This is a genomic window from Oceanobacillus jeddahensis, assembly GCF_000750635.1.
In the GTDB taxonomy this organism is placed as follows: Bacteria; Bacillota; Bacilli; order Bacillales; family Amphibacillaceae; genus Oceanobacillus; species Oceanobacillus jeddahense.
In genome coordinates this window covers 207,362-219,517 of record NZ_CCDM010000002.1, presented here as the reverse complement: position 1 = coordinate 219,517, position 12,156 = coordinate 207,362, and the positions used below count along the sequence as shown (strand labels likewise).

The following is a 12,156-nucleotide window of genomic DNA, read 5'->3' as shown; positions in this document are numbered from 1 at the left end:
TACAGTCATACAGTTGTTCCTTTTAATCTGTTCATCATCTGTCTGAAAAAACATCTTTTAATGATTCGTATTCCAGAAATTATTCCATCAGCACAATATTATAATAATTTCTATCAAATAAACTGCCTTTCGCATGGAATCTTTTTTCTGATTATAACGTTACTCCCCCCTCTACTCTGTTTACCTCTCTCAAAAATAATACGGATTTTGAATTTCACTCTCTCCCCATTCCTTTACAGCCATGCGGTACATCCCTTTCGCATGAATATGATCATGCCAAATAAATCTTCTTAACACCTTCCGCAGTGACCACTGCTCTCCATAGCTCCCATGAAATACTTTATTTTGCAAAAACGCCTCTTTTTCTTCTATAGCTTGGAAAACCTGGACTCTATTTTGATAGATTGTGTCAGTATTATCTAACTCCACACCAATTTCTGCAGCATAATAATTCGTGACACCATTTGTATGGTCATACATCTCTCCAGGAGTCCTTGGCACATTTCCATAAAAGGATGTTCTTTTCGGCAAAGAAGTATATGTCTTATCAGGCACAGAATTGTAAAGTGTTTGAAAATCCTTCGCAGATTTCAATGCTCTATTTTTCAGCAGCTCATATTCCTCTTTTGGTAATGGATTTTGTTCTGATAAGAAAATAACATCTGAATCTGCTTCGTGTATTTTCAGTTCGCTTTCTTCTGATTGAACAATGATGGATTCAACAGTTTCCGTTTCAGCATCATCTATTTCAGCCCATCTGCAATACCTTTTAATCTCCACGGGAAACTTAGAGAGCGCCTCTTGACGCTCTCTGCCTCTGGTATATGCTCCCGGAAAACTTTCCGAGTACATTAAATATCCTTTCTCATTATATTCTACTACAATATTATTCTTTATCAGCTTCACGCTACCATCCTCCTTAAAGCCGTGCTCCATTAAAACGCAACATACGGGTTGTCTCTTCGGAATATTCTGCTCTGATGGCAGAAATGATTTCTTCTTTCCTTGTCTCTGCTTCTTCTTCTCCAAGGTGCAGAACAATATCTTCAATGTCGTGTGGTCCAATTCTCCAATGTCCGAGCACTGCCCCTTTAAATTCCCCATCAATCAAAAGATACTGAAGAACTTCCCTGCTTTTAAATTTTTCCTTCAATTCATCTAATTCAGTTCTGACCAAAAAATCGGATTGATCCAGCATAAATACAGCCGGCGGGATTTCTGCATTGGTTAAATACAAATCTTTCTCTTGAATAAATCCTTCCCCAAGTCCGTCCACATCTATTTTTACAATTACTTCTCTATCCAATAATACAGTCAAAGCACCTTGTATCGTTTTCCGTGTTAACTGCGTCCAGCTTTTGATTTGATCCAAAGTGGCAAATACTGCTGCATCCAAAAATCGCAGCAGCATTTCTGCTGTAGCAGGAACTGGATCCTCTGCCAACTTAATTTCCAGCCACTCCGTTTTAAAATCAAACCAGCCTGTATTCCAATCTGTATCCACCTGTGATTCATATATTAAGAAAGCCTCCTGCAGCCTTTTTAAAGCAATAGTAATTTCCCGGGCTTTAAAAGGAAGCTCCTCCTTTAACTGATCCTTCGAAATACCGCCGGACGACTGAATCATAGATATAATTTCTTCCTGAAGCACCGTTGTTTTTTGAACAGGCTTTCGAAAAACCGTGCTGTATAGACCAAGGTCCTCTTCCAGAACATATCCGATACGCCCGCCCTGAAAACGGCCTTTTACTAACTGATGTTTCTGGCGTAAGTTTTCTGCTAATAGGACCTCCTTAAAAACTGCTCTGTGTACAAGCTGCGGCGCCTCCCCCGGTCGACTGTTGAAGACTGGAGCTACAGGCTGTAATTTTTGAAATAACTGTTTATAAGCTTCCATATCCTGACTGTCCTCCAGCGGTGTCGTTAATCCTTGCCTTTGCAAGCGTTCACAAATGATGGTTTCCTTATTCAAATAGGATTACCTCCCCTTCTCTGTCTATCAAACATACAGATCAAACATATCTATTTCGTAGCCAAGCTGCTTTAAATAGGTAAAGAATTGGGCCCGGTGATGGAATACATGCGAAACCTCTTCCACAAGCCAATGCGCCTGCGTTTCCCCCTTTTCCAGATAAAAGGGTTTCGTCTTTTTCTTTAAAAAATCTTCATCTGACAGGGACAGCATATACGTTTTGTACAATTGTAAGCCTTGATTCATCGCTTCCGTCATTTCCTCCGAGGATTCCAGCTTTTCATATTTTGATTCTAACTGTTGAATTGTTTCCTGCTTCTTTTCCTGCCAGAGATTCAAGTCTACTTCTGGAATTGAGACAATATGTCTGGCAAGCTCTCTGAGACTGCGCATGTTTTCTGCCGGCCGGTAGTCCCAATCCTTTTTATCAACCTTTTTCAATAACCCTTCCATGGATCGGATCCCAAGCTCCAGCTCCGCTAATAATTCCTCTCTCAAAACAGATACAGCGTTCATTGCACTCATCCTTTCATTATCTTTACTGCTTTAATGTACCATGGAACCATGACAAATCCTGTCATCATTGATAAAGCTAGTTGAAAAATTAATTGTATTTCTCCAGCAGACCCTCTAACTTTCTTTTCATAGTGGCTATTGCTTCTTCCGGTGCTATTATTTGCGCTTCCCTGCCAAAATTCCAGATCAGGTCAACAAAATATGTCAGTTCAGACTTAGGGATCTCCATTTCCACCCATCCTGTTTCGTCCTCCCGCTTCTGAACTTGTCTTTCCAAATCCAATTCTGACATTGCCCGCCGGACTCCTTCTCTCGTCAATTCCACTGAAAAAGTCATTGGATCAGCGATTTCCGATTCAGATAGCGCTATCCATTCCATTACAGATGAATAAGGCAGCTCCCGCTTTTTTTCACCTGTAAGCTCTGCTTTTTTAATTCGATCAGCACGGAACAAACGTATATCCCCACGCAGAAAACAATAGGCAGGACAATACCAGAAACCATTATGACTGTATAAGCCAATGGGCTGGATGATTCTCTCTTTTAATCCCTTTTGGCTATCGTATTGAATCGTAAGCGTCGATTGATCTACTGCTGCGTTTAATAATATATCCAGCTCATTCGCTGTCTGTAGACGGCTTGGATTCCAAAAAACAATCCGATCCTTCATCGTGTCAATACGCTTTTTCACTTCATTTGGCAGGTAGTTATATAATTTCTTTAAAACATAACCTGCTTCTGTTTCAAAAGGCAGAGAACCAATAAATTGCAGGGATTGAAATGCAAAATAAAGCGCAATGGCTTCCGACTCTTTTAATAAAACTGGAGGAAGCATCCGCTCGCTCAGTACGTAATAGCCGCCATCCGCGCCAACTTCTGAATAGAGCGGAACTCCGAGTTCTTCCAATTCATTCAAATCTCTCAGAATTGTGCGGTAAGAAACGTTGAATTCTTCTGCAAGCTCCCGTGCTGTGAATTTACGTTTTGCATTTACTGTCATCATTAGTTCGATTAATCGTTTTGTTTTGGACATAGAATTTCCTCCATTTGAATGAAAGGTTGAGCATGGAAATAAATATTGCGCAGTGAAGCTTCCCAACTTCTTTTCAACTATTTTCTGAAAAGGCTTTCTCCATTAAGAATCATATTTACCTGTTTCAGACTATCTACAACAAATGTGGGCTTCTCACCATTTACCTCTCCCAACGAACCGTATCCATATGTAACACCGATGGAATCTATCCCGGTTTGATTGGCTCCGATAATATCATGCTTTCTATCACCAACCATGATAAATTCTTCCAATTTATATTCTGGATAATTGTCTATAATGTACCGGATAATCTCTGCTTTTGCAGATCTTGTCCCATCCAAATTGCTTCCTGCAATGATTTCAAAGTACTTATTTATTTGGAAATACTCCAGTATTTGCTCTGCGAAAACAGTCGGCTTTGACGTGGCGACTGTTAAAATAAACCCTTGTTCCTTCAGTAATTGTAATAACCCTGCCGTATCAGGGTATAACGTATTCTCATACATCCCTTTTTCTTTAAATCTTTCCCTGTATAACTGGATTGCTTTTTGCGTATTCGCTTCATTAAAATGGTAATATTCAGTAAAAGACACTTGTAAAGGTGGACCAATAAAGCATTTCAGTATATCCAGACTGGATTCCACAATGCCCATTTTATTTAACGCATACTGAACCATTTGGTTATGCCTTCTTTTGGATCAGAAAGTGTCCCATCTAAATCAAATAGGATGATTTTATATTTCCCCATTAGAATCTACCTCTCTCATAAGTTAACTTTATATCTTTCTCTATTTTACCATTTATTTTATATTTAAAGATTTCTCTAAAACCATTTATACAAATTTCATTCAATCTATTTTTGCTATACAATAAAAAGAGAGAGGGAGGATACATATATGACAGTATTTGAAGACAGATTAATAACTATTCTTAAAGAAGACAGCTATATCCTATCAATTTTACAAACAGTGGAAAAATTACAACTGAATGATTGCTGGGTTGCTGCGGGATTAATCAGAAGTAAAGTTTGGGATACCTTATATGATTGCCATACAAAAATAAACGATATTGATGTCATTTATTTCGACCAAACAGATCTTTCCGAAGATACAGAGAAAAAACTGGAAGCGACATTAGAAAAACGGATGCCTGGACAGCCATGGTCTGTGAAAAATCAAGCGAGGATGCATTTAAAGAATAACAACCTTCCTTATACATCTTCCTTTGATGGTGTTTCTCACTTTCCTGAGACACCCACCGCCGTTGCTGCACAGATGGATCATCATGAAATTAAAATAATGGCTCCTTATGGTTTAGAAGATTTATTTCAAGGCATTGTCAAACCAACGCCGTATTATGTAAATGGTATAGAGCTCCATTCCGTTTATAGAGAACGGATGCGTAGTAAAGATTGGGAAGCCAATTGGAAAAATTTATCGATAGCATATTAATACGATATTTCTTCTATGCATGGAAATATATCTTTATTCACTTTAAATAACAGAACATTACATATTATTTACATTCTATTCATCCTACGTTAAAGTCTTTCACCTACAATAAGGTTAAGTACAATTTTGAAGGAGGATGATGGAATGATAAGAAAGCTAGGAGTGGCTGCGTTAAGTGCCGGGATCATTTTTTCAGGAGTAAGCCCAACCGCAGCGAGTGCAGATGAAAACAGCCAGGTGAATAACAGCATGAACAACGGAGACAAGGCGGAAAATATCATTTATATGATTCCAGACGGTTTTAACGCTGACTACGCAACAAATTATCGGCATTATAAAGGAGAACCTGCAGTCTGGGATAACCATTTGCAAGGGATGTTCTCTACATATTCCGCTGATTCCAATATTACAGATTCCGCGGCAGCTGGTACAGCGATGGCATCAGGAGTAAAAACCAATAATGGCATCATTGGATTGGATCCAGATGGTAATGCACATCAAACTATTTTAGAAGCCTCACAGGATAAGGATATGTCAACGGGGCTTGTTGCTACTTCCACGATTACACATGCAACTCCGGCTGCATTTGGTGCTCATGTAGATGACCGAAACGATGAAACAGAGATTGCCAGTCAATTTATAGACAACGAGATTGATGTTTTACTAGGCGGTGGTAAAAATAATTTCCTTCCAGAATCAGAAGGTGGAAATCAGGAAGAAACTAATGTGCTTCAGCAAGCAGAAGAGCAAGGGTATCAGCTCATCGAAAATCGCAATCAATTATTGAATGCTGATATTGATTTGGATAACGAGAATTTACTGGGATTATTCGCAGATGATGCCATGTCACCGGAATTGCACCGCGACGCAGAGGAAGAGCCAAGCCTCGCAGAAATGACGCAAACGGCGATTGATACACTAAACCAAGATGAAGATGGCTTTTTCCTTATGGTTGAAGGAAGCCAGATTGACTGGGCTGGTCATGATAATGATGCAGCATGGGCGATGACAGATGTAGGTGCATTTGAAGAAGCTGTTCAAGAAGCGATTGATTTCGCTGAAAAAGACGGTAATACGCTGGTTGTTGTCGGCGGTGACCATGAAACAGGCGGCATGACTGCGGGTGCCAATGGTTCAGGAACAGCTAATCCAGAACTGCTTCACAGTGTAACCGCAACTGGTGAGAACATCGCTGCAGAGCTAAATGAAGGTCGCTCCAATGCAAGTGAAGTAGTAAATAAATATACAGATATGGAATTATCAGAAGAAGAAATTCAAGCCATTCAGGAAGCAGAAGATCCTAAAATGGCAATCAATGCAGTAATCAGTGCAAAATCCAATGTTGGATGGACAAGCACAAATCATACAGGAGTGGACCTCCCTGTTTATGCATATGGTCCAGGGGCTGAACAGTTTACCGGATTCCATGACAATACCGATTTACCAAAAATCATCGCTGGCTCTGCCAAGATTGAGTTTGGTGGAGAAATCAGTCAAAAACAGCCTGAAGGAAACGTGTATACGGTAAAATCTGGAGATACCCTGTTTGAAATTGGTCTGAAATATAATTATTTATGGACGACCTTACAGGAAATCAATCAATTTCCAAATCCTGATTTGATTTATCCAGGAGACGAGGTAAATTTTAAGTAAGAATCTAAACCAAATTTAGACCTAGTTTATGAGACTTCTCGGAAACCCCCCTGTGAATACGAGTTTATCAAGTACTCGGTGATTCACAGGGGGTTTTGGATATCTTAACTCATAGGATAGAAATTAAATTCTACTCAGACAAAATCTCAACAGTAAATCCTCCAGGGGCTTCCACATAGAAAGTATATCCATGAGCTTCAATGGGAGGATCTACTTCATAACCATCCTCTTTCAGCTGTTTATTTATTTGATTCACTTTCTCTCTGCTCTCCTGCGGGAACCCAATATGAAAGGTTTTTGGATATTGAACATCTTTTCCTTTCATCAGCGTTAAGACAAATTGATTATCGTCAAACATAGCTGCAAAACCTTTTCCACGACTGTTTACACATTTCATTTCAAAGTATTTTTCCAGAAACTCCCGGGAGGCTTCTACATCGCTTACCGTTAAATTTAAATGACTTAATTGCATACCATCACCTCTTTACATGTATTGAAATAATAACTACTTTAACAAGTATATCTGAAAAAAGCGTACAATCTTAAACAGAGCGATATTTTTTCACAGAGAAAAAATAACAAATTCCGCCTATCATCCAAAACGGCTCCCAAAATACCAATCTCCAAAAGGTTGCATGGGCTTCTAAATCCATATCCAGTATAGCAAAAGCACTCATGGAAATCGTGATAAAATTTAATAATCCATATACAAATAAGAATACGCCTGCAATCTTTGTAAAATAGTAAAGCACTTTGGAAATGATAGCATTTTTCCACGGAACAACCAGCAACAATAGCAATAATGCACCTAATAATTTTACAAAGCCCGTCAGCCATACAATTAGGATAAAGGAAGGTTCTGGATCAAGAGACATTTCATAGATTTCCCCACCTAGAGATCTCACGCCAAGCATTCCGCCCATCGCCCAATAAAAGCTCATACCAGCAAAAAGAACTGTCCAAATAACGCCTACAGTCAGCCACCATTTATTAACCCGCAAATAAATACTCCTCTCTTCAGAAATTTACCTTTGTTCAAATAAAAAAGAATCAAGAACTGTTGGTTTACATCCATTCTTGATTCTTCATACCTTTCTCCTGTTTGCGGCTACACGCGTAACATCCCCCGGAATCCTCTGGACCCATAATAAGACTCCGCTCCATTATGATACACAAAAACATGCCCAAATCGGAAATCACAAAATAGCGCGCCACCAAGTTTTCTAATATCCTCAGGTGTCTGTACCCAAGTTGATGTTTTTGCATCAAACGTTCCCAGCTTTTGAAGTTCGCGGTATTGTTCTTCTGTTAACATTTCAATACCCATATCCGCCGCCATATCCATCGCACTGTTTTCTGGTTTATGCTTCTTTCTTGATTCCAGCGCAGCCCGATCATAGCAGACACTCCGACGTCCTTTAGGGCTTTCTTTCGAGCAGTCTACAAAGATATATTCTTTTCTTTCTTCGTCATATCCAATGACATCCGGTTCGCCCTCCGTTCTTTCCATTTCATATAGAGAGGTTAATTTTTCAGAATTACCCTCCAGCTTTAATTGAATTAGATTCCAGTCAAAATCTTCATGGCGATCCATATTTTTTTCAAAACGGGCTTTTAATTTTTCCAGTAATTCTTCTTGTTCCACTTGAGAAAGCTCTTTTCTATTTTCTGCTGTCATATTTATTCTCCTTACGATTTAGATTATTTCATTTAAAATTATTATATCCATTTAGGAAAGTTTTTTCATTTTTTATCACGGAGAACTGTCCGTAAAACTCCCACTGAGTGAAGTTTCGTTTTATACTAATTTTTATTTCCGCTGAAAGCCTGAAAAATGAATTAGTTTAGATTACTCAACAAATTATTATTCAGGATTCATTTGATAAATATGTTCCCTTAATTCCTCTTCCCATAGTGCACGATTCTCATTATCCACCAGATTAAAAACATAATCAACTATCTCTATAAATCCTGCTTCATTCGGATTTAGTCCGCCAACGCTAGTCGTGAAATCTGTTAAATGAACCTCGACATTATAAAAACCCCCATCAACAGAATCACCATCTGATATATCCTCAGGAAGTTGCCAGAAGTGATCTTCCACCAGGCTTTTTATCTCTTCCACTTCTTCTTCAGATACACTTGTTTCGTATACCGGGGCATCTTCTCCTATTTTTATATCATCTGTCTGTTCTGTACGCAGCATTAGATCTCCATTTTCATAAACATCATATTTAACCGGATAAAAATTCCTGTATTCATCTGGTCCAGCAATCCTGGAAGTTACTGTGATAAAAGGGCCTTCTGTATTGTAATCTCGGTTTTCGTTGCACCCAGTCAAGATAATAAGGATCATAAGTAAAATCGATACGGAGGTTAGCATTTTTTTCATTTCTTCTGCACCTCTCTTACACAAAATGATTTTATTTAATATGTACTTTCTTCAAAGTATAGACTAATTCCTTTTTTCTTTCCTGATTTTCACCATTAATCTATCAAAAATTAAACTTTCCATTAAAAAGGACCGCCCATTTAGAATCATGGTGCGGCCACGAGTATTTAAGCTTTCTATTTTAAAACCAAGCTAATTAACCAACCAACAAGCGCCAGCGTAATCACATAACTAATAAGTGTATTCGCTGCCCCCATTTGAAAAATCCAAATATATACTGCTAATAGTAATGCAGCAATAATGATAGCTGCTATAATGAGCCCTGCCGAAGCTTTCAGAATAGCTAAACCTCCTGCAATCAATATCATCCCGCTAATCGCAAAGCTCAAAAAGTCTTTACCTACCCACTCATTTGCCGGAAATTCAAAGAAGCCCCAAATAATAATGATAAATCCAATAATCAACATCGACCAGCTTAAGATTTGTAAACCCATGGTTCGCTCTCCTTTCTATTACTTTATATTGAATGAATATATTTTTAATTCATTCAATAAATGATAAAATAAACCGCCACTTTAATTAGTGGCGTTTATTCTTTAATACTTAGTCCATCCACAATCATATCAGCTAATATTTCCAACATTTGCGGATAATTTCCTGTTCCAATTTCTTCTTTATGGTTATCTACCACAACCAATGCATTGAAAAGAGCCAATGTTGTTTCCATATCAATATCCTGCCGGAACTGTCCTATCTCTCGCCAACGCTGGATATTTTCAATCAGAAAGCTATATACAAAACTGTTTTGCCATCCATCTTTGTTTTTATCATATTCCATAATCAGCTGGCTGACTTCTGTATTTCGGTACCATTCTGCTAAAATAGCATTTTGTTCACTCGTTTGAATAATTGCCTTGATAAATTGTTTAATGATATCCTTAGGTGATTGATTGGTATTTATCAGTGAAACAATTCGATGCTTGGCTGCCTCATTTTCAGCCTGGTACACCTCATAGAAAATTTGTTCCTTGGAATCATAATATTTATAAAAGGTTCCTACTGCTACATTGGCCTGTTTGGTAATAGCTGCTATATTGGTCTTTTTAAACCCATGTTCTAAAAAGAGTGTACGAGCAGCATTAAAAAGCACCTGTTGTTTGTCCATCTGCATCCAACAATCCACCTCCTTAATAATAATGAATGAACATATTTTGTATTCATTCATTATTATATCCTGTTTTATACAAATTGTCAATATAATATAGGGAACGCACCACTTTCAAGCATTCCCTATAGATTATTGATCTATATTTTTCCGGGTAAACACCTGTACTATCCTGGAGTAAAAACTTATTTAACCCAAATAGCGATGATAGATATTTTTTGCCTCCAGCTGATCCATTGTCCCATGGATCAATGCTCTTCCATCCTGAAAGAGAACAACCCGGAAAGAATCCACTTCAAACGAAAGCAAATAAGGGTTTTGAAACAGCTTAATTTGCTTATTCTTCTGCAATTCTTTGGCCACTTCATCTAGATCTGTTTGTTCACGCTGTGGACGCAGCTGTACCGTATTTCTTCCGCATAATACAGCTGTTTTCAAGCGGGAATCATAAGCTAAGTTTGGATAGCTCCTATTCTCTGAGCATGATGGACAATCTGTTTTGCGTAAGGCAGCTGCTTCTATTTCCGTATGCTCATTCTTCCAAAGATCAAAGGAAATAAGCTTTCCAGATAAAGCTGCTTCATTGCCTGTTAATAGCTTCAACGCTTCTGTTACTTGCTGGGATACGACCTTCTGCACAACAGGCTGAATAATTCCAACACTATCACAGGTAGCACCATTTGCCGGAATATATGCTTGCAAACATTGTAAACAAGGTGTTTTATCAGGTAATATAGTAAAAGTCACTCCATAACTTGCTACAACTGCACCGTAAATCCAAGGTTTCTGATACTTTTGTGCGATATCATTCAGTAAAAGTCTTGTTTCAAAATTATCCGTTGCATCGATGATCAAGTTTACTTCAGGTACGATTTGCCTCAGCGTATCTATCTCGGCATCTCCAACAATCGCATCTATTTTGACATGGCTATTTACTTGAGAAAGTCTTTGTTTGGCAGCGATTGCTTTGGGTGTCTTCAGTCTCATATCCTCTTCACTGAATAACTGCTGCCGCTGTAAATTACTTTCTTCTACATAATCCCGGTCAATTAATGTGATATGCCCAACACCGGCACGGGTCAATGCCTCAGCGCTGCTTGATCCCAGTGCACCTGCGCCAACAATTAGCACATGGCTTCGGATCAATTTTTCTTGACCCGTTTCTCCTATTGGAGTAAATAATATTTGGCGATGATAACGACTAGTTTCCAACGCTGATCCCTTCCTCCGGGCTGCTGGCTACAGCATAGTCTTTCACCGGAATCCTGCCTGCTTCATAACCCAGTCTTCCAGCCTCTACTGCGTATTTCATCGCTTCTGCCATTTTTACCGGGTCTTCTGCTCCGGAAACGGCTGTATTCAGTAAAACACCATCCGCTCCCAATTCCATGGCATAAGCTGCATCAGCCGGTGAACCAATGCCTGCGTCTACAATAACCGGCACTTTCGACTGTTCAATAATAAAAGAAAGGTTTAAAGGATTAATAATTCCTTGACCGCTACCAATTGGAGAAGCTCCCGGCATCACAGCATGTGCCCCTGCTTCTTCCAATTTTTTCGCCAATACAACATCATCTGATGTATAAGGAAGCACGGTAAAACCTTCTTTTACCAGCTCTTCAGTAGCTTTTAACGTCTCTACAGGATCAGGTAATAATGTTTTATCGCAACCAATAACCTCCACCTTTACCATATCACATCGTCCCGAAGCAGCAGCCAGCTTAGCAATTCGTACAGCTTCTTTTGCATCCTTCGCCCCTGCCGTATTCGGTAAAAACGTATATTGATCCACATCAATTTTCTCTAAAAAATTGGGTAAGGAAGGATCATAAATATTCATCCTTCTTACGGAAAAAGTGAGTACCTCAGTTCCTGACTTATCTACGGCCTGTTTTTGAATATCAAAATTCGGATATTTTCCAGTTCCTAAGAATAAACGAGATTTAAATTGATAATTTCCAACTTGAAGCATTT

14 protein-coding genes and 1 pseudogene are annotated in these 12,156 nt (G+C 38.8%); 2 read left to right on the top strand and 13 right to left on the bottom strand.

Annotated features, from left to right (window positions below):
* Positions 1-189: 189 nt before the first annotated feature.
* The 5 genes and pseudogenes from BN986_RS08830 to BN986_RS08810 all read right to left on the bottom strand — a co-directional run bounded on the left by BN986_RS08830 (position 190) and on the right by BN986_RS08810 (position 4,269).
* Positions 190-906, bottom strand: coding sequence for a hypothetical protein (locus BN986_RS08830; protein ID WP_211198895.1), 717 nt, complete (start codon positions 904-906; stop codon positions 190-192).
* A 13-nt stretch (positions 907-919) separates the two neighbouring features.
* Entirely contained in the window at positions 920-1,972 is a 1,053-nt protein-coding gene (locus BN986_RS08825; RefSeq protein ID WP_040979452.1) for a DNA glycosylase AlkZ-like family protein, read from the bottom strand.
* Positions 1,973-1,999: 27 nt separating this feature from the next.
* A complete protein-coding gene (locus tag BN986_RS08820; protein ID WP_040979451.1) occupies positions 2,000-2,488 on the bottom strand; it encodes a DinB family protein in 489 nt (162 codons plus the stop codon).
* 88 nt (positions 2,489-2,576) lie between these two features.
* Positions 2,577-3,521 (bottom strand): helix-turn-helix transcriptional regulator, encoded by a 945-nt coding sequence (locus BN986_RS08815; protein ID WP_040979450.1) that lies wholly within the window; start codon positions 3,519-3,521, stop codon positions 2,577-2,579.
* A gap of 77 nt (positions 3,522-3,598) precedes the next feature.
* A pseudogene (locus BN986_RS08810) lies at positions 3,599-4,269 on the bottom strand (HAD hydrolase-like protein).
* Between the two features lie 148 nt (positions 4,270-4,417).
* Here BN986_RS08810 and BN986_RS08805 point away from each other — a divergent pair.
* Both BN986_RS08805 and BN986_RS08800 read left to right on the top strand, forming a co-directional pair.
* A complete protein-coding gene (locus BN986_RS08805) occupies positions 4,418-4,972 on the top strand; it encodes a nucleotidyltransferase family protein (RefSeq protein WP_040979449.1) in 555 nt (184 codons plus the stop codon).
* 144 nt (positions 4,973-5,116) lie between these two features.
* The gene (locus tag BN986_RS08800) at positions 5,117-6,625 is read left to right on the top strand and encodes an alkaline phosphatase (RefSeq protein WP_074435643.1); all 1,509 of its coding nucleotides are present in this window, start codon (positions 5,117-5,119) and stop codon (positions 6,623-6,625) included.
* A gap of 130 nt (positions 6,626-6,755) precedes the next feature.
* On the opposite strand, the gene BN986_RS08795 is transcribed toward BN986_RS08800, so the two are convergent.
* The 8 genes from BN986_RS08795 to BN986_RS08760 all read right to left on the bottom strand — a co-directional run bounded on the left by BN986_RS08795 (position 6,756) and on the right by BN986_RS08760 (position 12,154).
* On the bottom strand, positions 6,756-7,097 hold the full coding sequence (locus BN986_RS08795; RefSeq protein ID WP_040979448.1) for a VOC family protein: 342 nt from the start codon (positions 7,095-7,097) through the stop codon (positions 6,756-6,758).
* Between the two features lie 70 nt (positions 7,098-7,167).
* Positions 7,168-7,626 carry a DUF3995 domain-containing protein gene (locus BN986_RS08790; protein WP_040979447.1) on the bottom strand — a complete coding sequence of 153 codons (459 nt, stop codon included), beginning with the start codon at positions 7,624-7,626 and terminating at the stop codon, positions 7,168-7,170.
* Positions 7,627-7,733: 107 nt separating this feature from the next.
* On the bottom strand, positions 7,734-8,303 hold the full coding sequence (locus BN986_RS08785; protein WP_040979446.1) for a DUF4256 domain-containing protein: 570 nt from the start codon (positions 8,301-8,303) through the stop codon (positions 7,734-7,736).
* A gap of 186 nt (positions 8,304-8,489) precedes the next feature.
* Positions 8,490-9,017, bottom strand: coding sequence for a hypothetical protein (locus BN986_RS08780; RefSeq protein ID WP_040979445.1), 528 nt, complete (start codon positions 9,015-9,017; stop codon positions 8,490-8,492).
* A gap of 176 nt (positions 9,018-9,193) precedes the next feature.
* Positions 9,194-9,511 carry a hypothetical protein gene (locus BN986_RS08775; RefSeq protein WP_052400714.1) on the bottom strand — a complete coding sequence of 106 codons (318 nt, stop codon included), beginning with the start codon at positions 9,509-9,511 and terminating at the stop codon, positions 9,194-9,196.
* Between the two features lie 95 nt (positions 9,512-9,606).
* Positions 9,607-10,188, bottom strand: a complete 582-nt coding sequence (locus BN986_RS08770; protein WP_052400713.1) for a TetR/AcrR family transcriptional regulator — start codon at positions 10,186-10,188, stop codon at positions 9,607-9,609.
* Positions 10,189-10,371: 183 nt separating this feature from the next.
* A complete protein-coding gene (locus BN986_RS08765; RefSeq protein WP_040979444.1) occupies positions 10,372-11,394 on the bottom strand; it encodes a ThiF family adenylyltransferase in 1,023 nt (340 codons plus the stop codon).
* Positions 11,384-12,154 (bottom strand): thiazole synthase, encoded by a 771-nt coding sequence (locus tag BN986_RS08760; RefSeq protein WP_040979443.1) that lies wholly within the window; start codon positions 12,152-12,154, stop codon positions 11,384-11,386. The genes BN986_RS08765 and BN986_RS08760 overlap by 11 nt, the downstream gene beginning before the upstream one ends.
* Between the last annotated feature and the right edge of the window lie 2 nt (positions 12,155-12,156).